The following is a 26,747-nucleotide window of genomic DNA, read 5'->3' as shown; positions in this document are numbered from 1 at the left end:
TGGCGACCCGCGTCTCGGGCTCATGGTCGCGCCGGCCAAGCACCCCACACGGCGCTGGCACGTCGTCGACGGCCCAGCCGGACAGGGGCATTCGAACCCCGGATGCGGTCGAGCAGGGCCAAGTGCTTCTGATACTTCGCGCACCTGCTGGTCCGGCAGGGGCCGCTGCCCGGCACTACGGCCGGTGTGCCCGCGGGCGCGCCGGGCGATACTGGTCCGCGACCCAGTAGATGTACCAGGAACCGGAGTTGCCGTGGACGGCGCGGAGACCGCAGGCGAGGACACCGCGCGGGCGGAGAGCAAGCAGGTCGGGCCGGATCTGCCGGCAGCCCGGGACGCGCCGGTCAAGGACCCGCTGCCGCCGACCGGTTGGCGGCGGCTGATGATGGACACCCGCCCGCTGCGCCACCCGCCCTTCCGCCGGCTGTGGTTCTCCACGGCCCTCACCGCCGTCGGCAGCCAGCTGACCGCCGTGGCCGTGCCCAAGCAGGTGTACGACATCACCGGCTCCTCGGCCTGGGTCGGCTACGCCAGCTTCGCCGGGCTGATTCCGCTCGTACTCTTCTCGCTCTGGGGCGGTGCGATCGCGGACACCGTGGATCGGCGCAAGCTGCTGCTCGTCACCAACGCGGGCATCGCCGTCACGTCGCTGCTGTTCTGGGTGCAGGCGGTCACGGGCGCCGAGTCGGTTCTGGTGCTGATGGTGCTGCTGGCGTCACAGCAGGCGTTCTTCGGCATCAACCAGACCACCCGCAGCGCCTCCATCGCCCGGCTCGTGCCGCTGGAGGAGCTGCCCGCAGCGAACGCGCTGATGACGACCGTGGGGTCCACCGGCATGGTCTTCGGCCCTCTGCTGGCCGGCGCGCTCATCCCGGTCATCGGGCTGCCGGAGCTGTATCTGATCGATGCGGTGGGGTTGTGCGCGGCGCTGTGGGCGGTGTGGCGGCTGCCCGCCCTGCCGCCGCTGACCCGGACGCGGACGAAGACGGGGACGAAGACGGGGACGAGGACGGGGAGGGGGACCGGGGCGGAGACCGCGGCCGCGGCTCCGCGCCTCGCGGGCTGGCGTGAAGTGGCGGAAGGATTCCGGTACATCACCGCGAGCCGGGTGCTGCTGCTCTCCTTCGTGGCCGACATCGTCGCCATGGTCTTCGGCATGCCGCGCGCCCTCTTCCCGCAGCTCGCCGCCACGACCTACTCGCCGTGGGGCGAAGGGCTCGCCCTGGGCCTGCTGTTCGCGGCGATCCCGATCGGGGCCGTCGTGGGCGGGCTGTTCTCCGGGGCCTTCTCCCGGGCACGCAACCACGGCGTCATGGTCATCGGCGCCGTGGTCGCCTGGGGGATCGCCGTCGCCGGCAGCGGCCTGAGTCCGAGTCTCTGGTGGGCGGTCGGCTTCCTCGTGGCCGGCGGCGTCGCCGACATGGTCTCCATGGTCTTCCGCGGCGCCATCCTCCAGTCCGTGGCCACCGACGACATGCGGGGCCGCATGCAGGGGGTGTTCACGGTCGTGGTGGCGGGCGGCCCGCGAGTGGCGGACCTGGTGCACGGCATGGCGGGCGCCGCCCTCGGCACGCGTACGGCCGTCACCGCCGGCGGCCTGCTGGTCATCGTCACCATGCTGGCCCTGACGGTCGCGATGCCCGCGCTGCGCCGCTATCGGGCCTGAGCCCGGGGGCGGCGGAGTTCGCGGGCGTTCGCGGGTCGGAAGCAGGACATCTCGTCCTGGTAACAGGACATCTCGTTCTCTCGGATGCGCAGCGACGTCCACGACGCGTACGCCGAGCGGCTAGCCTCAGAGCGCCGGCGGCACGGCCGGGCAAGATGTCCGACGCCAACGTCCGACGCCAACGTCCCGTATGCGCCTGCCTGTTGGGGCACCTGGCCCCCTCGTCCTCGTCCACGTCGGCAATGACCAAACGGAGGAGTTCCGGATGCGAAGACTGCACGCCCAGCTGGCCGCGGTGGCTGTCGTGAGCCTGGCTCTGCCCGTGACGCCCGCGCTGGCCGAGCAGCCCGCCGGGTGTACGGACGAGTCGGTGCCGCTGACCGTGGAGGAGCAGCGCCTGGCCGAGGACGTCCCGCAAGAGATCCTTCAGCGTTCCGGATTCGACTCTGCGGCTCCGGGCTTCACCCGGGCTCTGTGCGGCGCGGACTCCTACGGCGAGGCGCAGCAGGCCGTGACGCGGCACGGGCAGCGGCTGTGGCAGCGGGCGGTGGACCGTGCCCAGGGGCGCGGCCCGGCGGACGGGGACCTGAGCCGCGCGGACGACCGGCCCCTGTACTGGGCGCGGCTGGGGATGACGGGCGCTCTGCGGCAGTGGCGGCCCGGCTTCGAGCTCTCCGATGCCCAACGCACGGCACTGCGCGACCAGTTGGAGCGCACCTCGCGTGGTCAGGACGCCATCTCCTTCCCGGGCGGAAAGGACAGCGGGAGAGAAGGCGGAAAGGACGGCGGGACGGAGAGCGGGAAGGACGGCGGAAAGGACAAGGGCCTGAAGCGGGTGCTGGTCACCGGCTTCGACCCGTTCACGCTGGACGAGGACATCCGGATCAGCAATCCGTCCGGCGCGAGCGCGCTGGCACTCGACGGCGCGGTGGTGCGCACGAAGGCGGGCCGGGCCAGGATCGAGACGGCCATGTTCCCCGTACGCTGGGCGGACTTCGCCCGCGGCACGGTCGAGGAGACGCTGTGGCCGCATCTGCCGGAGGTGGACCTGTTCACCACGGTCAGCCAGGGCCGGCCCGGACGGTTCGACGTCGAGCGCTACAACGGGGCATGGCGGGGGACCTTCCCCGACAACGACAACATCTCGGCCTCCGGCACCATCCCGGTGACCGACCAGTCGACGCAGCCGCAGTGGACGGCCACCACGCTTCCCTTCCGGGACATCGTGTCCTCCCCGACGGGCCGCTTCCCGGTGAAGGACCACACGGAGGTGGTCGAGATCCCGGCGGGAGCGAGTGAGCCGGTGACGCGGCCGGACGGGCCGACCGACGGCTCGACCGCACGCGAGGGCGGCGGCGGGGACTACCTCTCCAACGAGATCGCCTACCGGGCGACGCTGCTGCGCGACCGGCTCGGCCTGAACATCCCGGGCGGCCATGTGCACACCCCTGTCCTCGAGTTCGGCCCGGGCAACACCGACCCGGCCACGGGCACGATCACCGACCCGCAGTTCCTCCAGAACCGGCGGGACATCATCGAGCAGGTCCGCTCGATCGTCCGGGTGGCGGCCGGGCACTGACACCGTCGTACGCGGTGGGGCGGGCCGGGACTGTGACTGCACGCGGTTTCCGGCATTCGGTGGGCGCCGTCGATCGTCGCTCGTGCGGCGCAGGCCCGCGCCTGAGCGACGGACGGCGGCCACGCCCCAAGATGCCTGATCCGGCGCCTAGTTGAGCTTGATGCAGGTCTTCTTGCCGGATCCCTTGAACTGCGTGCACACCAGCGAGCCCTTGCGGAGCTTCTTGCCGCCGGGCGGCTTGGTGTACCAGTTCACCTCGGTGAACTTCTCCTTGGAGAAGTACTTCCCCTTCTTCCAGCTCTTGCCGACGTGGACCTTGCCGCCGGGCTGCTTGTACAGCCATCTCGCGTGATGCGCCTTCTTCGCCGGATCCTTCGAGGCGTAGACCCAGTTGACGCCGCGGTACTTGGAACCCTTCTTGTGCCAGTGCCCCACGACTATCCCGTACGAGCCGTTCTTGTTGCTCTCGCGCTCCTTGATGTGCGACGCCGATGCCTCAGCGGCAGGCGCGGGCGAAGCGGAGGCCGCGGTCGTGGCGCCCGACGCCAGTGCGAGAACCGCTGCCGCGCCGGTCGCCAGCGCTTTCCCTGTTGAATTCAACGCGGTGTTTCCTTCCATCAGTTGGGCAGCCGGAGGTCACCCTGAACGTGGGCGGCAGCCTCGGTCCGCCCGTACGGCCGGACGTTATGGCTGGGCGGGAGACGGCAGGCATTGCCGCGGCGCCCGGGATTTCTGCCGCGCCGCATGAAGCGAAGATTCCGCGTAATTCGCCTTTCCGCGGCGCCTGATGCTCCTTCCGCGCCGCAGGCAACGGACATTCCGGGTGGCGCGGAGCCGACTCCCGGGCGGAATGGTGAGCGTGGAGGTGAGGACGGGACAGAGGCCGGTCCTGTAGCCGTCGGGGCTCAGGCGTCGCGGGTGTCGTACTTCTCGCGGTTGGCGAGCACCTCGTCCATGTGCGCCTCCGCCCACACCTTGATGCTGCGCATGAGGTCGTGGAGCGAGAGCCCGAGGGCGGTCAGCTCGTACGTGACCGTGACGGGCACGGTCGGCGTCACCGTGCGGGTCAGCAGGCCGTCGCGCTCCAGGGAGCGCAGGGTCTGGGTGAGCATCTTCTGGCTGACACCGGCCAGCCGCCGGGACAGCTCGGAGTAGCGCATCGGCCGGGGCTCGCCCGCGCAGTCAGCACCCGGGTGCGGGCCGTCGCTGCCCAGCGCCGCCAGGACCAGCGCCACCCACTTGTCGGAGATCCGGTCGAGGAGCCGGCGGCTCGGGCAGCCGGCCAGGAATGCGTCGTACTCGACCTTCGCCTGCGCCCGCTTCTGGGCCGCCGTCATCGTCGGCATCGACCGCTCCTTCCTACCGCGCGGTGACAAACGCACTTCGAAGTGCGCACTTCCCGTTGGAGAGCTACCCCTCCACTGTGGAGGAACAGCACCGATATCTCCAGACGTAGGAGGCAGACCATGGCCACCACCTTCCGCACCGCGGTCGTCCGCACCCCAGGGGGTCCCGAGTCCATCGAGATCATCGACGTACCCGTCGTGGAGCCGGGGCCGGGCGAGATCCGGGTGGAGATCGCCGGGGCCGCGGTCAATCCCGTCGACCTGGCGGTCGCCGCCGGGGTCTTCCACGGGCTCGGGCTGGTCGATCAGCCCGAACACACCGGCCTGGGCTGGGACTTCGCGGGCACCGTCACCGCGGCCGGTCCGGACGCCGGCCTGCCGGTCGGCAGCCGCGTCGCCGGGCTGGTCGCCGGGTTCGACCGCGACTTCGGTACGTACGCGGAGCAGCTGGTCGTTCCGGCGAGCGACGCCGCCCTTGTGCCCGACGGGCTCGACCTGGCCACGGCGGCCACGGTCCCGCTCAACAGCCTGGCCGCGGCCCAGCTGGTCGACCTGCTCGGCGACGGCGAGGGCCGGAGCCTGCTGGTGACCGGGGCGGCCGGCGCGGTCGGGGGGAACGTCGTGCCGCTGGCCCAGGACCGCGGCTGGCAGGTCACCGGACTGGCCCGGGCCGAGGACGAGGAGTTCGTGCGCGGCCTCGGCGCCGGCTTCACCACGCGGGCGGCGCCCGGCTGGGACGCGGTGGCCGACGGTGCCGCGCTCCAGGAGCAGGGCGTCGAACTCGTCCGCGACGGCGGCCTCTTCGTCGGCGTACAGCCGGGTGCGGAGCCGGCAGAAGTGCGCGGCGTCACCGTACGCGTGGTGGTGGCGCACCCCGACGGCGCCCGGCTCGCCCGGCTTCTCGATGCCACCGCGAGCGGCCGCCTGCCGGCGCGGGTGCACGCCGTCGTACCGCTCGACCAGGTCGCCGCCGCCCACCGCGCGGTCGCCAAGGGCGGCGTGCGCGGGAAGTACGTCCTGCGCCCCTGAGATCCGCCGTACGTCACCCTGGCCCCGGTCGGCCCCGGTCGGCCCCGGTCGGCCCCGGTCCGCTCGCCGCCCGCGGCCCGGCCACCGGTCGGCCGGCAGGGCCTTCGCCTCCGAGGAAAGCCTTTGCGCGTGCCGCCGCCGGGCTGATGAGCTGCCACGGTGACCGACCACGATGAGGCCGCGGCTGTCCGGCCGTCGACCCTGGCGTGGGTGAGCCGGCATCTGGAGGCCGGCGAACGGATCGTCGGAACCGAGGCGCTGCACGGCGGCATCACCGCCGAGATGCGGAGGCTGACCATCGGCGGTCGGGACGGAGGCACCCGTGACCTGGTGCTGCGGACCGTCGTCGACGTGGAGCACGCCGGGGACATGCTGGAACGGGAGGCCGGCGCGCTGACCCTGCTCGCGGGGACAGGTGTGCCGGCACCAGCGCTGGTCGCGGTCGATCGGACCGCCGCGCATTGCGAGTACCCGTCGCTCCTGATGACGCATCTGGCGGGCCGGACGGTCCTCGACGACGAGGGACTGGAGGCGCGCGTCCCGCTGCTGGCCCGTCGACTCGTGGCGATCCATGCGTTGCGACCCGCCGAACGGCCCCGGGAGTACGAGGCGTTGACGACCGCCGACACCGTCGCGGTCCCGAAGGGCGCCGACGCGGCGGCGTGGGCGGCGGCGATCGCCGTGATCCGCGAGCCCCGCCCGCCCTATGAAGGGCGCTTCCTGCACCGGGACTTCCACCCCGGCAACGTGCTGTTCGACGTGCTGCCTTCACGGCCGGCCGGTGCCCGCATCACCGGCGTCGTCGACTGGGCCGGGACCTCATGGGGCCCGGCGGATCTCGATGTGGCTCACTGCTCGGCCAACTTGGCGCTGCTGCACGGCCCGGAGTGGGGTCTGCGGTTCGCCGAGGCGTACGAGAAGGCCGGAGGGCTGCTGGCCGCGGCCGCGAGCGAGCGGCTGTACTGGCAGGTGCGGGACGCGCTGGCGCTCTCGGAGGAAGTGCGGTCGGTGTCGCAGCCATGGCGGGAGGCCGGAAGGACGGAACTGACGACGCGAGCCGTGGAGGAGCGGCTGGACGCCTATGTCACCGCCCTGATGGGCGAGTCGGGCTGAGCCAGGACAGCCCAGCCTGAGCCCGGGTCGCGGACCTGGCGGCAGGCGCCGGGCCCGGCTCCCGCGTCCGGGGACGACGTTCGCCCTGGTCACGTCGAGGCGCAGACGCGACGCGGGCCCGTGTCACTTCAGCCCCGTGTGCGCGAGGCCCTCCACGAACTGGCGCTGGGCGAAGACGAACACCGCGAGGACCGGGAGGGCCGTGAGGGAGGCCGCCGCCAGCTGGACGTTCCACATGGGGCCGCCGTAGGCGTCGACGTACTGCGTAAGCGCCTGGGGGAGCGTGAACATCTCCGGGGTGGAGAGGTAGACGATCGGCTCCAGATAGAGGTTCCAGCTGTGCAGGAAGGTGAAGATGCCCACCGCCGCGAGCGCCGGCCGGGCCAGCGGCAGCGCGATCCGGTAGTAGACGGCGAAGCGGCCCAGGCCGTCCATCCGCGCGGCCTCCTCCAGCTCGCCCGGCAGGGCGATGAAGAACTGCCGCATGATGAACGTGGCAAGGACGCTCGGCGCGCCCAGCACCGGCACCAGGATCAGCGGCCAGTGGGTGTCGACCATGCCCCATCCGTGGAACATCTGGAACAGCGGGACGATCGTGACCTCGCTGGGGATGAGCAGGCCGGTGAGGACCACGAGGAAGAGCACGTTCTGCCCGCGGAAGCGGATACGGGCGAAGGAGTATCCGGCCAGCGACGACACCGCGAGCGTGCCGAGCGTCACCACGACCGCGACGTACATGCTGTTGAAGTACTGCTGGCCGAACGGCTGGAGGTCGAAGACCTTCTCGTACGCGCGCAGGCTCGGGCTGTCGGGGAACAGGGACGGCGGGAACGCGAACACATCGGCCGCCGGCTTCAGCGAGGACGTCGCCATCCACCACGTCGGGAAGACGAACGGCACGCACAGCACCAGCAGGACGCCGTACAGGACGACCTTGGCGCGGGTGGAGAGCTTACGACTCATGGAAGACCCACTTCTTGCGCATCTGCCACTGGATCACGGTCAGGACGAGCACGATCAGGAAGAGCAGCACCGACAGCGTGGCGCCGTAGCCGAAGTGGTGGTACTGGAACGCCTGTTGGTAGAGGTAGTAGACGAGGACGGTGGTGGAGCCGGCGGGGCCGCCCTGGGTGAGCACCGCGATCTGCGCGAAGACCTGGAGCGATCCGACGACCGTGATGATCGACGTGAGCAGGATGGTGGGGCTGATCAGCGGCACCGTGATCCGCCAGAACTGCCGCCACCTCCCGGCCCCGTCGACGGTCGCCGCCTCGTACAGCTCCCGCGGCACGCCCTGTAGGGCGGCGAGGAAGAGCACCATGTTCAGGCCGACGTTCTTGAAGACCTGGACGACGATGACCGAGATCATCGAAGTGGTCTCCTCGCGCAGCCAGTTCGGTCCCTGGATGCCGACGAGGTCCAGGCCGGCGTTGATGCCGCCGTTCTTCTGGAGCAGGAAGCCCCAGACGATGGTCCAGGCGACCAGCGAGACGACGACCGGCGAGAAGAACAGGGTGCGGAAGACGACGCTGCTCCGCAGTCTCTGGTTGAGCAGCACGGCCAGCACGAGCGCCAGTCCGAGGTTGAGGACCGCGAGGCCGGCGGAGAAGTATCCGGTGGCCCGCAGCACGCCCGGCAGCTTCGGGTCGTCGAGCAGCTTGCGGTAGTTGTCGGCGCCCACTGAGTGGAAGCTGCCGGCCAGCACGTTCCACTCGTGGAAGCTGTACCAGACGACCAGGATCAGCGGGATCAGCACGAAAAGGACGCTGCCGATCAGCTGCGGGGCGATGAACAGGTAGCCGGCCAGCTGGTCCCGGCGCCGGGAGGTCCAGAAGGGCCTCCCGGCGCGGGAGCCGCCGTCGCGCGGGCCGGCGGCCGGGACGCGGGGTCGTTCGAGAGTCCTCATGGCGCCGTCATGGCTTCAGTTGGGGCTTGATGGCGCGGCAGACTCCGGTGAGGACTTTCCGCACGTCGGCGTTCGGCTTCCACAGCGGGTCGAGGGCGGAGCGTACGGCCTCGGCGATCTCGGCCTGTCCAATGTGGACGGGCTTGACCTTGCCGTGCTTGATGCCGTCGACGACGACGCTGGACAGCTGCTCCTCACTGAGCTTGGGGTTGCTCTTGGCGAGCGTGCCGGCGTCCAGCTGGGAGCTGCGGGCCTGCGGGAAGTACGTGCCGAGCTTGGCGGAGTTCTTCTTGTTCGTCATGAACGCCTGGAAATCGGCGGCCGCATCGGCGTGCTTGCTCTTGTTGAGCACCGCGATCCCCGCCTGGCCGGTCACGGCGTAGTCGCCCTCGGGCCCCTCGGGCAGCGGGACGAAGTCCCACTTGAACTTGTCCGTCAGCAGCGAGGCCCGGCTCATCTGCGTGACGGTCATGGCGGCCTCGCCCGCGAAGAAGTCGGCGGGGGCGCCGGGGGCGAGCATCGCCTTGTCGTCGAAGATCGCGCTGTGCAGGCTGGTCATGGCCTTGACCATCTCCGGCTTGTCGAAGCCGCAGGTCCTGCCGTCGGCGGACCACGCCTCGGCGCCCCAACCGTCCCAGTAGGCGGCGAGGTTGTCCCACGCCTTGAAGTCGAAGTCGCGGATGACCATGCCGGTCTTGCCGGTCTTGTCGTGCACCGCGGCGCCCATCCTGGTGGCCTCGTCCCAGTTCCACTCGCCCTTCTTGATCAGCTCGGCGGGAGACGGCTGCCCGGCCTCCTCCAGCATGTCGGTGTTGACGAACACGCCGAAGGGCGAGGTGGAGAAGGGGTAGGCGTAGAGCTTGCCGTCGTGCTTCCAGATCTTCTTGGCGGCGGGCAGCACGTCGGGGTCGTCCTCGACCTCCTTCAGGGCGCCGGAGGAGACGAAGTCGGGGGCGGAGTTCTCGAATATCCACGCCAGGTCGGGGGACTTGCCGCCGGCTATCTGCGTGGTGAGCGTCTCGGTGTAGTTCTCCACCGGGAGGACGTCGAACTTGACCGACTTCACCTCGGGGTGGGACTTGCGGTAGTCGTCGGCGATCCCGTTGAGGAGCTTGAGGTGCTCCGGGGCGCCGGACCAGACCGTCATACGGAGGTTCACGGGTCCGTCGTCGGAGCCGGCGCCGCTGCCGCCGCAGGCGGTCAGGGCGATCAGTCCGGTGGTGGCCAGGGCGGCGAGCTTGGCGGTGCGCTGCTGTCGGTGGGAGATCATGCCGGTCTTACCTTTCAGCCGTGAGTCTGACCTGCTCAGTAGCCGCTGATGTCGGGCCAGCGCAGCTCGACTCCGTGGGCGGTGAGCGTGCGCTGGAAGTCCTCTAGCGGGACGGGGGTGTTGCGGACTGCCCGGGGGGTGAGGCCGTGTTCGACGCAGTGGGCGGCCAGCAGGCCGGCGGCCTCGCCGATGTTCCACTCGACGGGGTGCAGCCGGTAGCAGCCGTTGGTGATGTGGGTGGTGCCGATGTTCTTGCCGGCGGGCAGCAGGTTCTCCATCCGGACGGGGATCAGCGCGCCGAGAGGTATCTCGAACGGGCTGGACGGGACGTCGATGTAGTTGTCGCCGCCGGTGGAGGGGTGCAGGTCGATGCGGTACATGCCGATGCCGACGGAGTCGGGGTAGTTCACGGCGCCCTTGCCGCCGCGCACGTCGAGCGAGAGATCCTGCTCCGGGACGGTGTACTCGGCGCGGATACGCCGGGACTCGCGGATGTACGGGGCCTGCGCGAGGCCGTCCGCGCTTCCGGTGACGTCGCCGCGCAGCCGCAGTCCGGGGAAGCCGGTGCCGCCGTCGGGGCGGGGGGCGTCGGTCTGCATCCAGTACAGGACGGACAGGGACAGCTCCTTCGCGGCGGCGAGGTGCCGGTCCGCGTCGGTGACGTCGATGACCGGACCCTCCAGGTAGTCGATCATCGGCCAGTTGACCAGGGTGATGTCGCCGTCGTAAGCGCCCGCGGTGAAGTTGTCGCGGGCGGCGATGCGGCGGTAGGTCCACAGGTTCAGATCGCCGCCGCTGACGCGCTGGTCGGCGACGACGGCCGCGGGGTCGTCGCCGGGGTCGGGAGTGAACATCCGCTCGACGGTCTCGAGGGTGCGCGGATGGGGCGCGGACCAGGACAGCAGCGGGGCGCCCCAGAACGGCGGCCGGTAGGCGCGCCAGAAGTCGTACGAGGCGGGGCGGTCGATGGTGTGGTCCCCGTCGGCGTGGTCGACGGCGAAGCAGAAGGAGACGGCCTGCATGTTGAGCGGCTGGGCGGTGTCCGGGGCGGACGGCTCGCCCGTGTCGCCCCGCGCCTCGAAACCCGTGACGTACTCCGTGCCCGTCAGCGGCAGCAGCTCCCCGGTCTCGGTCGCGTCCAGTACGTAGGCGGCGGTGGCGGTGATCCGCTCGCCGCTGTGGCGGTGAGCCAGCGTCACCGCCGTCACACGGTCGCCGTCGGTGGCTGCGGCCACGGGGCGGTAGGGCTGAAGTACGGTCAGGCGGCCGCAGCCCCGGTACGGAGCGAGCATCGCGTCGATCACCGCGACCGATACGCGGGGCTCGTGGCACAGCCGGCTCACCCAGCCCGCGCCCGGGTTGAGGTCGCGGCGGGCCCGGGCCGCGGCCGTCAGCGGGTAGTGGCGGCGGTAGTAGTCGCGGATGCCGTCGCGCAGTGCGCGGTAGGAGGCGGTGGCGCCGAACTGCTCGATCCAGGTGTGCTCGTCCGGTGGCACGGCCTGGCTGGTGAGCTGTCCGCCCAGCCAGTCGTACTCCTCCGTGAGGATCACGGTCCGGCCGGTGCGCAGGGCGCCGAGTGCCGCCGCGACGCCGCCGATTCCGCCGCCGACGACGAGTATGTCCGCTTCCATGGGGCTCCTTGCTTGACGAGTCGTACGGTCGTCCCGGACAAGCGCGGTGCGTGGCCGCTGAGTTCCGGGCGGTGCGGGCCGGTGCTGGCGCTGGATGTCAGCGCGACGGCGCGGCGAGGGTCTCGCCCTGCGTCAGCTCGCACGCGAGCAGCCGCTGGGTCGCGGACGTCCGGTCGTGCAGCACGTCGGCCAGCAGCTCCACCGCCTGACGGCCCATCTGCTGCCGGGGGATGTGGAAGCCGGTGAAGTCCAGGGGCGAATCGACGGGGGTGGTCGGATCGCCCAAGGTGACCACCGAGAGGTCGCGGGGCACCGACAGGCCCTGCGCCTCCGCTGCCGCCACCAGGGCCACCGCCTCGGCCTGCACCTCCATGAACACCGCGGTGACACCCGCGTCCAGCAGCCGGGCCAGCCGCTCGGCCGGATCCGGTGTCTCCGCCGAGAGGTACGGCGCATCGCTCCCGGCCGCCCGGCGGAAGCCGGTGAGCCGGTCCGCCGAGGACTCCGCGCCCCTGCCGGGTCCCACGAAGGCGAAGCGCCGATGGCCGAGGTCCCTTGCCTGGTCGACGAGTTGCGCGGTCCCACTCACGTAGTCGGCTCCGACGTACGGCACAGGACGGCCGTCCGCGTCGTCGCGGCGGCCGACGCAGACGAACGGGTAGCCCTCCGCCACCAGCCGGCTGAGCTCCCCGGAGGGGATCTCGCGGCCCAGCAGGACGCAGCCGTCCGCCACCCGCAGCCGGTTGTTCTCGTGGAAGATCCGCCGCCGGCCCTCATGCACCGGAGCGCTGGTGAACAGCAGCAGATCGCATCCGCTGCGCTCCGCGCTCTCCTCGATCCCGCGCAGGAACGGGTGGTAGAAGTCGGCGCTGGTGCTCGGGAAGACCGGCTCGTAAGTGAACACGCCCAGGATCTGGTTGAGCTGCTGGAGCATGCGCCGGGCGAGCGGGTCGGCGGTGTAGCCGGTCTCGCGGATGGCGCGCATCACGCGCTCACGGGTCTCCGGAGCGATCCGGGCAGCGGCGTCGCCCCGGTTGTTCAGCACCAGCGAGACGGCGGTCTGGCTGACGCCCGCAAGCCGCGCGATATCACGTTGCGTGATTCTTCCGGGGGCTTGGCTCATGGACGATCGCTCCCGCTCCGTCGGTGCTAATACGCATTGCCTGACCAGGTGAAGGGAACGTAGAGCGCTCGGCGCCAACGCGTCAAGGGGTTGGGTCCCGGCAAAAATCCCTGAAGTAATTCGGATTACCAACTTGACGGCCGCTCCGGATGAGGCAACGGTGTCCGCTCAGAACGGACGGTCACGCCCCGTCGGCGTCGTCTCGCCTTCACTCACTCTGAGGAGTCGCCCCGTGAAGCACGGAATCGATCTGCCGCGCCGCGCACTGCTGGCAGCCGCCGGGGCCGCCGGCATCGCGGCCGCCCTGCCCGCACCCCGTGCCGCTGCCGCGGGCGGCCTGCCGGACCTCGCGCCGCTGCCCCCGGGCGCGCCCGACCGGAGCGCCTTCGCCGCCGCCGAACAGCGCTTCGCGCCCTACCTGGTGAGCCTCGCCGGGATGGTCGACGACATCGAGGGCAGCGACAGTTCGACCCCCGGCTTCATGGGCGGCGGATGGTGGCGTACGCCCTCGGCGCCCTACAACGCGCGGGTGCAGGAGCACGTCTACACCCTGGCCTGGTTCCTCACCAAGGCCCGCTCCTGGAACCCGTACTCCGGCGACGCGGCCCTGCTGGCGGGCCTCGACGCGGCGCTCGGCCACTATCTGAGCCTTCAGCACGACGACGGGTCATGGTCGGAGTACAGCCCCGGCGAGCACTCCCTCCCCGCCACCGGCTTCGCGCTCGGCTATCTCAGCAAGACCCAAGTCCTGCTGAAGGACGCCGGCTTGCTGCCCACCCGGCGCACCCAGATCGCCCGTGCGCTGCACGGTGCGATGAACTGGCTCCTCGACCCGTCCAACGGCGGCGTATGGCAGACCCCGATCACCTACGCCAACCAGGTCGCCGCCGGACTGGCGGGATCGGCGCTGGCGCTCAGGACCAATCCCGACGCGGAACTGCGCGGGCGGCTCGACGACGCCTTCGTCCGGCTGGCCCGCGACGGGCAGAGCCCGGCCGGCTTCTTCTACGAGCAGCGCGGCATGGACATGAACTACAACTTCGAGGTGATGCTGCCCGAACTGGCGGACGCGTGGCGCCAGTCGGACAACAGCCACCTGGTCACGATGACGGCGAAGTTCACGGACTGGCTCGGCTACAACCTGCTGCGCGAACCCGACGGCTCCGGGTGGTTCTGCAACATCGCGCCCTCCTCGCGCACCAGCACCCGCGCCTACGACGACACCCGGCCCGACCCGGACCGCACCGCGCTCAACGCCCAGTTCGTCCCGTCCGTGCCGGCGCTGGGAGCGTTCCTCTCCGCACGCGAGGACCTGGCTTCCGCACGCGCGGCCTGGGCCGCGACCGAGTCGCCGGTGCCGGGCCTGGTCAAGCAGGACACCTCCCCGCGCATCCTCGCCCACGCCGGCTACGGCGAGCGGAACCCGACTCTGAAGGCCAAGAACCAGGCGATCGCGGCCGTGCCCTACATCGCCTCGAAGAACTTCACCGAGCACCGCACCGACCGCGGCCAGGACTTCCTCTACGTCCGGCGGCCCGGCGTCTACCTGGGCGCCTACCTCGGGACGCGGGCGACGACGACGGCGCGCACCGGGCTGACCTTCCTGTGGCACCCGGTGGCCGGCACGGTCATCCAGTCCCTCAACGACAACGACCACGGCCTGTGGTCCACCGTGCTGCCCGGCCAGGTCCCCGACTCCGACGGTCCCCAGCCCGGGCAGTTCTTCGGCGGCGAGCCCTACGCCTTCCGATTCGGCACACCCAGCGGCTCGGTCGTCACCGATGTGAAGGTCGAGGACGGGCTGGTGCGTCGGTCCGTGCGGGCCACCTCGTCGGCGACGGAGACGGTGCCGCTGATCCTCCAGGCGTCTGACCGCGTGGTCTTCACCGACGGCACCACCGTGCCGTGGGGCGGCTCGGCCGCTGCCACCGCGACGGGCATCGACCTGCACCGGGGGACCGGCGCCGTGCACATCCGGTGGGGAGGTCCACGTGCCGCCGGCATCGCGGCGGCCTCGGTCACGTACCTGCGCGACGGCAGCCGGCGGATGCACATCCTGAAGGTTCCGCACGGCGGCGCGATCAACGTGAGCGTCAGACTTGCGTACTGACAACCGTCCGGCTGTGCGCCCGTAACCGCACGGTGCTGCGCCCGGCGGCCCCGCCACGAGCGGCGGAGCCGCCGGGCACTCCGAGGAAGGCTCGACCCGATGGCCCACCACCCGAACCTGGACCCCGAGATGGCCGCGGCACTCACCGCCGACCCCCCGGTTCCCACCGTCCTCGAAGGCCTGCCGTACGAGGGACTGGTCGCGCTGCGCGACGCCCGCGCGGCCGCCGCCGAGCCGCCCGCCGAGAGCGTCCTGGTCGCCGACCAGGACCTGCCGGGCGCCGACGGCATACGGGTGCGGACCTACCGGCCGCGCACGGCCGGCCCACGGCCGCTGCCCTGTCTGCTGTGGATGCACGGCGGAGGCATGGTGCTCGGCTCACCCGAGATGGACGACGCCCGGGTCTCCGAGTACGTCGAAGAGACCGGCTTCGCCGCGGTGTCCGTGGACTACCGGCTCGCGCCCGAGCACCCCCACCCCACCCCCGTCGAGGACTGCTACCGCGCCCTGCGATGGACGGCCGAGAACGCCGGCCCGCTCGGCATCGACCCCGAGCGCCTCGCCGTCGGCGGGATCAGCGCGGGAGGCGGCCTTGCAGCCGGCACGGCCCTGCTCGCCCGCGACCGCGGCGGCCCCGGTCTGGCCTTCCAGTTCCTGCTCTGCCCGATGCTGGACGACCGGAACACCACCGACTCCAGCCGTACGTTCAGCAGCGCGGTCACCTGGCCGCGCGCCAACAATCTCTACGCCTGGGAGGCGCTGCTCGGACCGCTCGCCGGCGGGTCCGGGACCTCCCCGTACGCGGCGCCCGCCCGCGCCACCGATCTGTCGGGGCTGCCACCCGCGTACGTCGACGTCGGCGAACTGGAGGTGTTCCGCGACGAGTGCGCGCAGTACGCGCTGCGCCTGATCGCGTCCGGAGTGTCGACCGAGTTCCACCTGTGGCCCGGCGCCTTCCACGGCTTCGACCGCGCACTGCCCCGGCTCACCCTCCCCCGCCGGGCCGCCACCGAGCAGATCGCGGTCCTGCGCCGGGCTCTCGGGCCACGCTGAAGGCTCCAGCGACCGCTACCCGGCGGCCCGTTCGAGATAGGCGCTCACGGCGGTACGACTCCGGGTCAGGCAGGAGATCTTGTCGTCCAGAGCGTCCAACTCGGCTCGCAGGAGCGCGGTGAACTCGTCGTCGCACGCGTCGGTCCAGTCGTCCGGCCGGTCTTGCGCGGTGAGAAGGATGTGGATCAGCCGAGTCGGCAGTCCGGACTGGATCAGGCTCACGATGGTCCGCACTCGTTCGATGTCGCTGTCGTGGAAGTAGCGGTAGCCGTTGGGGCCTCGCTCGGAGTGCAGAAGGTCCTGTGACTCGTAATACCGAAGCATCCGCGTCGAGATACCGGCCCGCTTCGCCAGCTCACCGATCTTCATGGGAGATCCTCGCTGAGGCTTGACTTTGACATTGATGTCAAAGTTTACGTTCTCGGACGTGACTAGACCAAGCAACTTCCTCGCACCGCTGCTGGTGCTGAGTGCCGCGACCTTCACGACCGTGAGCGCGGAGATGATGCCGGCGGGAGTCCTGGATTCCCTCAGCTCCTCTCTCTCGGTCGCCGAGGCGACTGCCGGACTGCTGGTGACAGGGTGGGCGGGCACGATCGTCCTGACGAGCATCCCGCTGGTGCGCGCGACGATGCGCTGGGCCCGCAAGTCGGTGGTCCTCGCGAGCCTCTTCGTCATGGCGGTCGCGAACCTCGCGACAGCGGTGGCGCCGACGTACGAGGCGGCCCTCGCCGCGCGGATGGTTGCGGCCGCCGCCCACGGCCTCTTCTGGGCGGTGGTGGTCTCCTACGCAGCCTCATTGGTCCCGCCGGACCGGGTGGGACGCGCTCTGTCGATCGTCCTGGCCGGGCCCACCCTCGCGGGCCTTGCCGGCCTGCCCGCCGGAACCGAGTTGGCGCACCAGGCCGGTTGGCGGGTGACCTTCGCCGTACTTGCCGCCGCGTGCCTCGCCTGCATGGCCGCGATCACCATCGTGGTGCCGGGCATCGATCGCGGATCGGCCCGGCCGACGGCCGAGCGATGGGACCGGTCGGCCAGGCCGGTGCTCCTCGTGGCCGGCGGTGGCTTCTTCTCCCTGATCGGCTACTACGCCGTGTTCACGTTCGTGGTGCCTGTCAGCGGCGCCGTCGCCGGCATCAGACCGGAGTCGATGTCGGGGGTGCTGCTCGCAAGCGGGATCGGCGGCTTCGCCGGAGTCCTCATGGCGGGCCGCATCAGCGATCGCTGGCCGCACTCCGCACTGCCGGTCACCGCGCTCGCCCTGGCCGGGTCTCTTGCCGGAATGGGGCTGCCCAGCGGCCCCGTCGTCTACGTCGCCCAAGTGACGTTGTGGGGCGCGCTGATCGGGGTTCTGCCCGTCGTGCTCCAGGCCCACGTGATGCGGGTGGCCTCCGAGCAATTCCGCAACACCGCCGGGAGCATCCTCATCACGGTCCTCAACATGGGCATCGGCGTCGGCGCAGGGCTCGGAAGCCTCGTCTCCACGCTCGACTCCCTTGCCCTGCTGCCCCTCATCGCAGCGGCGGTCGCGGCCCTCGCGCTCGCCCCGCTCGCCCTGCTTCGCAGCCCCGCTGCCGCCGGCAGGGCACCTTCGGATTCTGGAGCGCTTCCACACTCGGGCCGAGAGCGAGCACGAGGCGAGCCGCGTGGGTGAGTCAGCCGCAGTTCACCCAGATCCCCTGGACGTATACGTCCTGGGCTCCGCCCGGGAAGTAGCCCTGGTTGAACCAGGCACCGTCCCACCAGATGCCGCCCGTCGTGACGAACTGCGATCCGGCCCCGACGTACCCCGCGGGACCCGAGCCGAGTGCCCGGAAGTACGGAACCGCGTGACCGGAAGAGTCGCCGGTGATGACGCAGACGGAGGTGACGCTCGCCCGGTGTGCCTGCACGGTGCTGCCTTGCGTCCCGCGCTCCGCGGCGCTCGCCGCGGGCACCAGAAGGGAGGCAGACAGCGCGGTGGCGAGAACCGTCCCCGCAGCCAACGTCTTGACGGAGCACATCAGTTCACCTTTCTGGAAGCGATCGGCGCTTCACGCTACGAACTCCTCCGCGGTGGAGATTCAAGCATTTGCGAGGCACGTCACTCCGGGCGAGCGGACGCAGTCGGCCTTGACCGGTCCCAGGCGCTGTCCGCCGACCAGGCCGCGGCGTGGGCTCTGCCCGGTGATACCGCAGGAGCGTGAGCCTGCGCCCCGTCAGCTCTTACGACGCGGCGAGTCGGCCCTCAAGTACCCGCCGCGTACCGGGAATTCCGGCGCCAGACCGTGTAGATGGCCGCGGCGAGAATTCCGCGCCCCGGCGCGCGGTCGCCGGGAAGGACGACCCGGACCCGGCGCGGTCGGGGACGGTTAGGGTGGCTGCCCTGAAACCGGCCAGGTCATCGGCATCATCGGCGTCGGCGCGCTGCCTCGGTGCCGGGCGAGATCGGCGGGAGGTGCCGCATGGGGCCCACTCTGCGGTGGCTGCTGAACCGGAGCGAGTTGCGGCTGCGGGCGCTGGGGGAGTTCGACGAGCAGCGCACCGTGCGGTGGGTGCATGTCAGCGAACTCACCGATCCGACCCCCTATCTCACCGGCGGCGAGCTGCTGTTGACGACCGGCATGCACACCGCGCCGCCCCACTGGGACGGTTACGTCGGCCGGCTCGCCGCGCACGGGGTGGCCGCGCTCGGCTTCGGGGTGGGGCTGGGGCACGAGGAGGTGCCGGAGGAGCTCGTCGGCGCCGCGGGGCGTGCCGGTCTGCCGCTGCTGCGGGTGCCGGAGCCGACGCCGTTCATCGCGATCAGCGAGGCCGTCGCCGGGGCCATCGCCCGTACGCAGGACGAGTCGCTGACGACCGCGCTCGCCGCACAGCACGATCTGATCGGCGCCGCCCTCTCCCCGGGCGGTCCCCGAGCCGTGGTCGACGAACTGGCCCGGACGCTGGGCTGCTGGGTGGTGGTGCTGGACGAGACCGGCGCCGCCCGCTACGCGGCGCCGCACGCCTCCCGCCGCCATGCCGCCCGCATCCGGGCCGGCCTGGACCGGCTGCGCCGGGGTGCTCACGCCTCCGTACACGCGGCCTCGCTCGACGTCGACGGCGACCAGGCGGCCGTACTGCCCATCGAGAGCCAGGGACGTACGACCGGTTATCTCGCCGCGGGGCGCTCCGCGCCGCCGACCCCCGCCGAGCACACGGTCCTGGCGAGCGCGGTCGGGCTGCTCAGGCTGGACACCTCGTACCGCAGCGCGGGCCGCGAGGCGAACCGGCAGAAGCGCCTCGCCGTGCTGCGCCTCGCGATCGGCGCCCACGCCGAGTTGGCGGAGTCGACCGCGGACACTCTCGGCGTCACGCTGCCGGCCGCGCCGCTGCGCGTCGCGATGCTCGGCCGTGCCGGCGACGGAACCCACGGCGGCCACGGCGGCCAAGGCAGCCACGGCAGCCAAGACGGCGGCCGCGTCGAGGAGTTGCTGCGCGCCGCCGAGGAGCATCTGGCGCTGAAGCAGGCGGGCGCGCTGGTCGCTCCGTACGACAGATACAGCCTCGTCGTGCTGCTCCCGGAGGCGCAGGGCGACTTGCAAGCGCTGGAGGAGGTGCTGCACCGCGTGCCCGGTTCCCGCGGCGTGGTCAGCGAGGCGGCACCGCTGCCGGAGGTGCCGGACGCGCTGCGCAGGGCGCGCTCCGTCTTCTACGGCGTCTTCTACGGAAGGGCGAAGGAGACGGCGCGGCTGGTGCTGGCCAAGGACGTGGTCACGGCGGGACTGCTCGCCCAGCTGGACAACCCGGGGGCCTACGGGTGGGCGGACTCGCTGCTCGAACCGCTCGACCGGCACGCGACCCGCTCCAAGCTGGACCTGATCTCGACGCTGCACGTCTTCCTCGCGCACAACGGGCACATCGACGCGTCGGCGACGGCACTCGGCATCCACCGGCACACCTTGCGCTACCGGCTCGACCGGATCACCGAACTGCTCGACAGCGACCTGGAGGACCCGACGGCCCGCGCCGAGCTGTGGCTTGCCCTGCTGCTGCGCGAGGGACGGTGACGCGTGCCCGAAGCGGCCCGAGGCGCTCCGCATGTGCCTTGTGCGCCGACTGTCCCGTCACGACGATGGAGCCTCATCGTCCGCACCTAGCCGAGAGGCGTCCATGGGCGAACACGCGGCGATCGCCGGCACCCCGCCCTGCGCCGGCCGCCCGGCCGTCACCTACCGCCAGGCCGGAGACCGCTGGCTGCTGATCGAGTACGGAGACGAGACGCTCGACCTGAGGCTGAACTTCTTCGTTCTCGGGGTGCTCAGCGCCCTCGACGAGAACCCGCCGCCCGGGCTCCTCGACGCGGCACCGGGCCTGCGTTCGATACTGCTGAGCTTCGATCCCGGTACGACAGCGCGCAGCGTCCTCATGGACCGGCTGCAAGCCCTGCACGAGCAGCAGCCCGATCTGCCCGAACTCACCCTGCCCAGCAGGCGGATCGTGCTGCCGCTGGCGTTCGACGACTCCGCCACCCGCCGGGCCGTCGCCCGGTACGCCTCGACGATCCGGCAGGACGCGCCCAACACGCTGGGCGGCGGCAACATCGACTACATCGCCGAACAGAACGGCCTGCACGGCCGCGACGAGTTGTACGAGGCGATATCCGGCACCGACTGGTGGACGGCGTTCAACGGCTTCGCTCCCGGGCTGCCGTTCATGTTCCGCCTGCGGGGCCCGAGCACGCTGTCGGTGCCGAAGTACAACCCCACGCGCGCGTGGACGCCCGAGGGCGCGGTGGGCATGGGCGGTCCGTGCGTCGCGATCTATCCGGTGGACGCGCCGGGCAGCTTCCAGCTGTTCGGCAGGACCCTGCCCATCTACGACCTGTTCGGGCGCAACCGCGTGTTCCGTGACGACCCGTTCCTCGTGCGGGCCGGCGACCGGGTGCGGTTCACACGGGTCGAGGAGGACGAGCTGCTGGAGCTGCGGCGCCAGGTGCTCGAAGACCGGTACACCTACGAGGTCGAGGACGCGCCGCTCGTGGTCGCCGAGCATCTGGGCAACGGGGCGGAACTGCCGTGAGGCGCGGAGCAGTTGAACCGGGCCTCCCGGGTGACGCCCAGGCCGTACCGGAGAGCGGGCGCGCCCGGATGGAGATCGTCGAGCCGGGCGTGCAGACGACCGTCCAGGACTACCCGGGCCGTACGGGCCTCCAGGCGAAGGGGTTCTTCCCGTCCGGCCCGATGGACAGCTTCGCACTCCGGGCCGCCAACTTGCTGGTCGGCAACGACGCGCGGGACGCGGGGCTGGAGATACCGCTGGGCCGGTTCGCGGCACGCTTCACGTGCCCGGCGCGGGTGGCGCTGTGCGGCGCCGAGGGCGCGGGGCCCACCGTCAACGGCGTCGACGTGCCGATGTGGCAGACCGTCCCGGTACGCCCCGGCGACGTGCTGGCCTGCGGCGCGGCGAAGGGGCCCGGGTTCCGGCTCTACCTCGCCGTCTCCGGAGGCATCGACGTACCGGAGGTGCTGGGCTCGCGCTCCGTGCACACCCTCAGCGGCATCGGCGGCGTCGACGGCCGCCCGCTCGTCGAGGGCGACGAACTGCCGCTCGGCGCGGGCACGTTCGGCGGGGGCCACGACCCGGACGGCGCGGCACTGCGGCTGCCGCAGGCGCTGCGCCCCGTCTACCACACGGACTGGGAACTCGCCGTGGTACGCGGCCCGCACGGCGGCCGCGAGTTCCTGACTCCGGCGGGCTGGCGGGAGTTCACCGGACGTACGTGGCGGGTCGACCTCAACTCGGACCGGCTGGGCATCAAGCTCGACGCGCATACGTTCAGTTGGGCGCGGCACGACGGCGGCGTCGCCGGCAGCCACCCGTCCAACGTGCTCGACAGCAGCTATCCGCTCGGCGGCGTCACCGTCATCGGCGACGTGCCGACGGTTCTGGGCCCTGACGGGCCGACGTCCGGAGGCTTCACCGTGATCGCCGCCGTCGTGTACGCGGACTTGTGGAAGCTCGGGCAGCTGCGCCCCGGATACGACACCGTGCGGTTCCGCGAGATCGATCTCGACGAGGCGGACGCTCTCGCCTGGCATGCCGAATTCGCCCTGGACGCACGGCGGTTGGAGCAGCTGCCTGGCGTGACGTGACGTGATCGGACGCGACGTGACTGGGAGACCGCACAGCCGCAAGGCCGCACAGCCGCACGGGCGCACGGCCGGGTGTCCGGTCAGCCGCGGGTCGCGCCGAGCACCGCCGCCATCGGTTCGACGGTGACGCCGTCCGCGGTGAACCGCTCGCGTATGGCGGTGGCGACGTCGACGGCGTTGGGGCGGTCCCCGTGCACGCAGACGGTGTCGGCGTCGACCTCGACCCGGTGGCCGCCGACCGTGGTGACGTGCCCGTTCAGGATGTCCGCGGCCTTGTCCGCGCAGGCCCGCGGGTCCTTGGCCGGGGGGTCCGGTTCGATGATGATGCGGCCCTCGTCGTCGTACTCGAGGTCCGCGAACGCCTCCCGCGCGACCCGTACTCCACGGGCGGCCACGCGCTCGGCGGTTGGGCCCGCGAGCAGCACCACCACCGCGTCCGGGTCGACGCCGGCGACCGCGTCGGCGACGGCGTCGGCCACGGCCGGGTCCCGCATGGTGAGCCCGTAGAACGCGCCGTGCGGCTTGACGTGCGTGACCCGCACGCCGTGGGCGTCGGCGAACGCGCGCAGCGCGCCGTACTGGTAAAGGCAGGCGTCCGCCGCCTCGTCCGGCGAGAGCGCGAGTGCCCGGCGCCCGAAGCCCGCCAGGTCGGGCAGCCCGGGGTGTGCGCCGAGAGCCGTGCCGTGCTCGCCCGCCAGCCGCACCGAGCGGCGCATGATCGCCGGGTCTCCGGCATGCCAGCCGCAGGCGACGTTGACGGAGCTGACGAGCGGCAGCAACTCCTCGTCGTGGCCCAGCCGCCAGCGGCCGAAGCTCTCGCCGGCGTCGGCGTTCAGGTCGATCAGCGTCTTCATCCGAACCTCCCCGCGGCCCACCCTGCGGCGGTGGCACGGCACCGGCAATTCCTCGGTTGGGCCAGGTGAACCTGTCCGCTTGGCCCACCCGGCCAATGGCTGCGCCCGCGTCCGGACGGTGAGGGTGCTTCCGAGTGCCCAGTGTCCATTGCTCATCGCCCGAGGCCCGGTGCCGGGCGCCCGTCCGGCGAGGTGCGGTGGGCAGCGGTGGGCATCAGGCCCACAGGCCCCAGGCCCATGCTGAGAAGGAGGGTGGCGTGGTACGCACGGCTCTGACACTGCCACCGGCGCGCTATGAGCACGGCGCCGACGAGTTCGTCTTCGTCGAGATCGACGAGGCCATGAGCCTGGAGGCGAACTTCAAGGCCATGACGATCACGAACGCGCTGCGGGAGCGCGCCCTGGACGGCGTGGTGGACATCTGCCCGTCCAACGCCTCGTACATGGTCCGCGTCGACCCGGACCTGCTGCACCCGGCCGAACTGGTGCGGGAGCTGCGGGCGCTGGAGGACTCGGCCACCGAGCTGACGTCCGACCTGGTCCTGCCGACACGCGTCGTGGACGTGCCGGTGCTGTACGACGATCCGTGGACGCACGAGACGCTGATGCGCTTCCGCGACCGGCACCAGGACCCCGACGCGACGGACCTGGAGTACGCGGCGCGGATCAACGGCTTCTCGGGCAAGGAGGCGCTGATCGACGCGCTCTCCGGGGCGCCGTACATCGTGACGATGCTCGGATTCGTGCCGGGCCTGCCGTTCTGCTACCAGATGGTGCCCCGCGACCGGCAGATCGAGGTGCCCAAGTACGTGCGCCCGCGCACGGACACCCCCGAGCGGGCCTTCGGCTACGGCGGCGCCTTCGCCGTGGTCTACCCGGTGCGCGGCGCCGGCGGCTACCAGCTGTTCGGCATGGCGCCGGCGCCGGTCTTCGACGGTACGCAGACGCTGCCGGACTTCAGGTCGAGCCTCGTCTTCCCGCGTCCCGGCGACATCCTCCGCTACCGCTCCATCGACCAGGCCGAATTCGACCAGGTGCGGGGGGAAGTGGAGACCGGGACGTTCCGCTACCGGATCCGCGAGTACGACTTCCGTCCGGCCGACTTCCTCTCCGACCCCGACGGCGTCACCAACGAACTGCTGGAGGTGCTGTACCGGTGAGCGAAGCGACGGGCGCGACGAAGGGCGAGCTGATCGTGCACTCTCCCGGCCTGTACACGACCGTGCAGGACTCCGGGCGCAACGGTCACTACGACATCGGCATGCCGCCCTCCGGGGCCATGGACCAGTTCTCGTACCGCGCGGCCAACCTCCTCGTCGGCAACGCGGAGACGGAGTCGGCGCTGGAGGCCACGTACATCGGGCCGCGGCTGGAGTTCACCGACGACCGGCTGGTGGCCGTGACCGGAGCCGAGGCGCCGGTGAGCCGGAACGGGGAGCGGGTGGAGGCCTGGCGGGCCTTCGGCGTAAGGGCGGGCGACGTCCTCTCCTTTGAGATGATCGGCGCCGGCGCGCGGCTGTACGTCGCGATCAGCGGCGGCGTGGACGTGCCGGTGTACCTCGGCTCGCGTTCCACGTACACGTTGACCGGGCTGGGCGGGCACGAGGGACGCAAGCTGGCCGAGGGCGACCGGCTGCCGCTGGGGAGCGGCGGCCGGGGTGCGGGCACCCCGTCCGGCACGGGTGGAGTGCGCGAAGGAGCGGCCGTGGCCGAGGAGTTGCGGCCCGAGTTCCCGGCGGTCACACCGCTGCGGACGGTCGTGGGGCTGTGCTCCTACAGGCTGACGGAGGGCGCCGCCCGGTCGTTCCTGGAGACGGAGTGGAAGGTCACCCCTGACGCCGACCGCGTCGGCTACCGGCTGCGCGGCGGCTCCCTCGACTTCGTCGAGCGGGAGCAGCCCTTCGGCGCGGGCAGCGATCCCGCCAACGTGGTCGACCTCGGCTACCCCGTGGGATCCGTACAGGTGCCCGGCGGCGACGAGCCCATCGTGCTGCTCAACGACGCCGTCACGGGCGGCGGTTACGCCACGATCGGCACGGTGATCTCGGTCGACCGGGACCGCATCGCGCAGGCGAAGACCGGCGACCGCGTGTCCTTCGAGTCCGTCGGCCTGGAGGCGGCGCTGGCGGCGCGGCGCGAGCGGCGGCGCCGGCTCGACCGCGTCCGGGACGAGGTGCTCGGCTGAAGAGGCGTACGGCGGTGGGGAGTTGTCCGCTCGTGCCCCTGTGACGTGCCCCCGTGACGTACTCGGCCTCCGGCCGGCCGGAAGAAGCGAGAAGGAGAGACCGATGGGAACGATCAAGGCCACCATGCCCGGCGTCTTCTACCGGCGCCCGTCGCCTGACGCGGAGCCGTACGCCGAGGTGGGGTCCCGTATCGAGGAGGGCCAGACCATCGCCCTCATCGAGGTGATGAAGACCTTCAATCAGGTACGGGCCGAGTCGGCCGGCACCGTCGTCGGCTTCCTGCTGGACGACGGCGACGAGGTCTCGATGGGGCAGGAGATCGCCGAAGTGGACGCCGGATGAGTCCACTTCGGAAGGTCTTCGTCGCGAACCGCGGCGAGATCGCACTCCGCATCGTGAGGGCCTGCCACGAGTCGGGAATCGAGGCCGTCGCCGGATACTCCGACGCCGACGCGGACGCGCGGTGGGTGCGCCTCGCCGACCAGGCCGTGCACCTGGGAGGTTCGCCGGCGGCCAAGTCGTACCTCGACGCGGAGGCCGTGCTGCGCGGGGCCGCGGAGAGCGGCGCCGACGCCGTGCACCCCGGATACGGCTTCCTCTCCGAGAACGCCGGCTTCGCCCACCGAGTGCGCGCCGCGGGGCTGGTGTTCGTGGGCGCGCCGCCCGAGGTGATCGAGACCATGGGCGACAAGGCGCGGGCCCGGCACACGGCGCGGGAGGCCGGGGTGCCCGTGGTCCCGGGCAGCGAGCCGGTCGGCGGCGTCGACGAGGCGAGGGCGGCGGCCGGGGAGATCGGCTACCCGCTGCTCGTCAAGGCGGCCGCGGGTGGCGGGGGCCGCGGCATACGGCCCGTGCACGGCCCGGAAGAGCTCAAGGAGGTGCTGCCCACGGCCAGGGCCGAGGCCTCGGCCGCCTTCGGAGACGGCTCGGTCTACCTGGAGCGCCTCATCGGGCGTGCCCGCCACATAGAGGTGCAGATACTGGCCGACGGCCACGGCAACGTCGTGCACGCGTACGAGCGCGACTGCTCCGTGCAGCGCCGCCGGCAGAAGCTGATCGAGGAGGCGCCGGCCTCCGGGCTCGCGCCGGAGACACGGTCCGCGATCACCGCCGAGGCGGTACGGCTCGCCTCGCACGTCGGCTATCGCGGCGCCGGCACCGTGGAGTTCCTGCTCGAAGAGGACGGCTCCTTCTACTTCATGGAGATGAACACCCGCATCCAGGTCGAGCACCCGGTCACCGAGTGCGTCACCGGACTCGACCTGGTCGCCGAGCAGTTGAGGATCGCGGCCGGAGAGCCGCTGTCCGTGTCCCAGGAAGACATCGCGCTGCGAGGCGCCGCCGTCGAACTGCGCATCAACTCCGAGGACCCGGACAACTCCTTCATGCCGGCGCCCGGCGAGCTGGAGCGGTTCGACCTGCCGGGCGGTCCCGGAGTGCGCGTGGACACCGGCTTCACGGCCGGGGACCGCATCAGCCCCTTCTACGACTCCATGATCGCAAAGCTGATCTGCACGGGCGCCGACCGCGAACAGGCCCTGGCGCGCGCCCGGCAGGCCCTCGCCGAACTCCGGATCGCTCCGCTGCCGAGCACGGCCACCCTGCACTCGCGGCTGCTGGCGAGCGAGGACATGCGCGGCAACGCCGTGCACACGGGGTGGCTGGAGGAATGGCTGAGCGGCTGAACCGCCGTGCCGTTCAGCGGGGTTGAGCTTCCGGGTTCCACGTGAGCCAGACCACACAAGTCGCTCGGAACCAGCGGTGCTGC

At 71.5% G+C, this 26,747-nt stretch carries 24 protein-coding genes; 14 read left to right on the top strand and 10 right to left on the bottom strand.

Features of this window, described 5'->3' with window-relative positions; translation table 11 throughout:
• Positions 1-253: 253 nt before the first annotated feature.
• Entirely contained in the window at positions 254-1,666 is a 1,413-nt protein-coding gene (locus QQM67_RS30145) for an MFS transporter (protein ID WP_399067942.1), read from the top strand.
• Positions 1,667-1,931: 265 nt separating this feature from the next.
• On the top strand, positions 1,932-3,245 hold the full coding sequence (locus QQM67_RS30140; protein ID WP_314178512.1) for a pyroglutamyl peptidase: 1,314 nt from the start codon (positions 1,932-1,934) through the stop codon (positions 3,243-3,245).
• A gap of 147 nt (positions 3,246-3,392) precedes the next feature.
• Here QQM67_RS30140 and QQM67_RS30135 read toward each other — a convergent pair whose 3' ends face one another.
• Positions 3,393-3,845, bottom strand: a complete 453-nt coding sequence (locus tag QQM67_RS30135; RefSeq protein WP_314178510.1) for a hypothetical protein — start codon at positions 3,843-3,845, stop codon at positions 3,393-3,395.
• A 305-nt stretch (positions 3,846-4,150) separates the two neighbouring features.
• Positions 4,151-4,591, bottom strand: a complete 441-nt coding sequence (locus QQM67_RS30130; protein ID WP_314178508.1) for a winged helix-turn-helix transcriptional regulator — start codon at positions 4,589-4,591, stop codon at positions 4,151-4,153.
• A gap of 120 nt (positions 4,592-4,711) precedes the next feature.
• Here QQM67_RS30130 and QQM67_RS30125 point away from each other — a divergent pair, with 120 nt between their 5' ends.
• Complete coding sequence (locus tag QQM67_RS30125; RefSeq protein ID WP_314178506.1) at positions 4,712-5,620, top strand: NADP-dependent oxidoreductase; 909 nt, start codon at positions 4,712-4,714, stop codon at positions 5,618-5,620.
• 159 nt (positions 5,621-5,779) lie between these two features.
• Positions 5,780-6,733: a phosphotransferase family protein gene (locus tag QQM67_RS30120; protein WP_314178504.1), complete on the top strand. Its 954-nt coding sequence runs from the start codon at positions 5,780-5,782 to the stop codon at positions 6,731-6,733.
• Positions 6,734-6,856: 123 nt separating this feature from the next.
• Here QQM67_RS30120 and QQM67_RS30115 read toward each other — a convergent pair whose 3' ends face one another.
• From QQM67_RS30115 to QQM67_RS30095, 5 genes are all read right to left on the bottom strand, one after another.
• Entirely contained in the window at positions 6,857-7,696 is an 840-nt protein-coding gene (locus QQM67_RS30115) for a carbohydrate ABC transporter permease (RefSeq protein ID WP_314178502.1), read from the bottom strand.
• Complete coding sequence (locus QQM67_RS30110; protein WP_314178500.1) at positions 7,686-8,639, bottom strand: carbohydrate ABC transporter permease; 954 nt, start codon at positions 8,637-8,639, stop codon at positions 7,686-7,688. Before QQM67_RS30110 ends, QQM67_RS30115 begins: the two co-directional genes overlap by 11 nt.
• Before the next feature lie 7 nt (positions 8,640-8,646).
• Positions 8,647-9,909, bottom strand: a complete 1,263-nt coding sequence (locus tag QQM67_RS30105) for an ABC transporter substrate-binding protein (protein ID WP_314178498.1) — start codon at positions 9,907-9,909, stop codon at positions 8,647-8,649.
• A gap of 35 nt (positions 9,910-9,944) precedes the next feature.
• Complete coding sequence (locus tag QQM67_RS30100) at positions 9,945-11,540, bottom strand: FAD-dependent oxidoreductase (protein WP_314178496.1); 1,596 nt, start codon at positions 11,538-11,540, stop codon at positions 9,945-9,947.
• Between the two features lie 97 nt (positions 11,541-11,637).
• Complete coding sequence (locus QQM67_RS30095) at positions 11,638-12,663, bottom strand: LacI family DNA-binding transcriptional regulator (RefSeq protein WP_314178494.1); 1,026 nt, start codon at positions 12,661-12,663, stop codon at positions 11,638-11,640.
• A gap of 232 nt (positions 12,664-12,895) precedes the next feature.
• On the opposite strand from QQM67_RS30095, the gene QQM67_RS30090 reads away from it, so the two are divergent.
• Together QQM67_RS30090 and QQM67_RS30085 are read left to right on the top strand one after the other, a co-directional pair.
• Entirely contained in the window at positions 12,896-14,773 is a 1,878-nt protein-coding gene (locus QQM67_RS30090) for a hypothetical protein (RefSeq protein WP_314178492.1), read from the top strand.
• Positions 14,774-14,872: 99 nt separating this feature from the next.
• Entirely contained in the window at positions 14,873-15,826 is a 954-nt protein-coding gene (locus tag QQM67_RS30085) for an alpha/beta hydrolase (protein ID WP_314178490.1), read from the top strand.
• 15 nt (positions 15,827-15,841) lie between these two features.
• Here the strand turns inward: QQM67_RS30085 and QQM67_RS30080 are convergent, their stop codons facing one another.
• Positions 15,842-16,195 carry a MerR family transcriptional regulator gene (locus tag QQM67_RS30080; RefSeq protein ID WP_314178488.1) on the bottom strand — a complete coding sequence of 118 codons (354 nt, stop codon included), beginning with the start codon at positions 16,193-16,195 and terminating at the stop codon, positions 15,842-15,844.
• Between the two features lie 58 nt (positions 16,196-16,253).
• Between QQM67_RS30080 and QQM67_RS30075 the strand changes: the two genes are divergently transcribed.
• Positions 16,254-17,480: an MFS transporter gene (locus QQM67_RS30075; protein WP_314178486.1), complete on the top strand. Its 1,227-nt coding sequence runs from the start codon at positions 16,254-16,256 to the stop codon at positions 17,478-17,480.
• A 1-nt stretch (position 17,481) separates the two neighbouring features.
• Here the strand turns inward: QQM67_RS30075 and QQM67_RS30070 are convergent, their stop codons facing one another.
• On the bottom strand, positions 17,482-17,829 hold the full coding sequence (locus tag QQM67_RS30070; protein ID WP_314178485.1) for a hypothetical protein: 348 nt from the start codon (positions 17,827-17,829) through the stop codon (positions 17,482-17,484).
• 441 nt (positions 17,830-18,270) lie between these two features.
• On the opposite strand from QQM67_RS30070, the gene QQM67_RS30065 reads away from it, so the two are divergent.
• From QQM67_RS30065 to QQM67_RS30055, 3 genes are all read left to right on the top strand, one after another.
• Entirely contained in the window at positions 18,271-19,854 is a 1,584-nt protein-coding gene (locus QQM67_RS30065; RefSeq protein ID WP_314178484.1) for a PucR family transcriptional regulator, read from the top strand.
• A 103-nt stretch (positions 19,855-19,957) separates the two neighbouring features.
• Positions 19,958-20,866, top strand: a complete 909-nt coding sequence (locus tag QQM67_RS30060) for a 5-oxoprolinase subunit B family protein (protein WP_314178483.1) — start codon at positions 19,958-19,960, stop codon at positions 20,864-20,866.
• Complete coding sequence (locus QQM67_RS30055) at positions 20,863-21,939, top strand: 5-oxoprolinase subunit C family protein (protein WP_314178482.1); 1,077 nt, start codon at positions 20,863-20,865, stop codon at positions 21,937-21,939. Before QQM67_RS30060 ends, QQM67_RS30055 begins: the two co-directional genes overlap by 4 nt.
• 80 nt (positions 21,940-22,019) lie before the next feature.
• Here QQM67_RS30055 and QQM67_RS30050 read toward each other — a convergent pair whose 3' ends face one another.
• Positions 22,020-22,793 (bottom strand): LamB/YcsF family protein, encoded by a 774-nt coding sequence (locus tag QQM67_RS30050; RefSeq protein WP_314178480.1) that lies wholly within the window; start codon positions 22,791-22,793, stop codon positions 22,020-22,022.
• 257 nt (positions 22,794-23,050) lie between these two features.
• Between QQM67_RS30050 and QQM67_RS30045 the strand changes: the two genes are divergently transcribed.
• The 4 genes from QQM67_RS30045 to QQM67_RS30030 all read left to right on the top strand — a co-directional run bounded on the left by QQM67_RS30045 (position 23,051) and on the right by QQM67_RS30030 (position 26,664).
• On the top strand, positions 23,051-23,953 hold the full coding sequence (locus QQM67_RS30045; RefSeq protein WP_314178477.1) for a 5-oxoprolinase subunit B family protein: 903 nt from the start codon (positions 23,051-23,053) through the stop codon (positions 23,951-23,953).
• Positions 23,950-24,978 carry a 5-oxoprolinase subunit C family protein gene (locus QQM67_RS30040; RefSeq protein ID WP_314178475.1) on the top strand — a complete coding sequence of 343 codons (1,029 nt, stop codon included), beginning with the start codon at positions 23,950-23,952 and terminating at the stop codon, positions 24,976-24,978. The genes QQM67_RS30045 and QQM67_RS30040 overlap by 4 nt, the downstream gene beginning before the upstream one ends.
• A 103-nt stretch (positions 24,979-25,081) precedes the next feature.
• The gene (locus tag QQM67_RS30035; RefSeq protein WP_314178474.1) at positions 25,082-25,321 is read left to right on the top strand and encodes an acetyl-CoA carboxylase; all 240 of its coding nucleotides are present in this window, start codon (positions 25,082-25,084) and stop codon (positions 25,319-25,321) included.
• On the top strand, positions 25,318-26,664 hold the full coding sequence (locus QQM67_RS30030; RefSeq protein WP_314178473.1) for an acetyl-CoA carboxylase biotin carboxylase subunit: 1,347 nt from the start codon (positions 25,318-25,320) through the stop codon (positions 26,662-26,664). The genes QQM67_RS30035 and QQM67_RS30030 overlap by 4 nt, the downstream gene beginning before the upstream one ends.
• Positions 26,665-26,747 lie beyond the last annotated feature (83 nt).

Origin of the sequence: Streptomyces winkii, assembly GCF_032248595.1 — a bacterium.
In the GTDB taxonomy this organism is placed as follows: domain Bacteria; phylum Actinomycetota; class Actinomycetes; order Streptomycetales; family Streptomycetaceae; genus Streptomyces; species Streptomyces winkii.
Note: the sequence above shows the minus strand (reverse complement) of the source record. Positions and strands in the feature narration are given on the sequence as shown.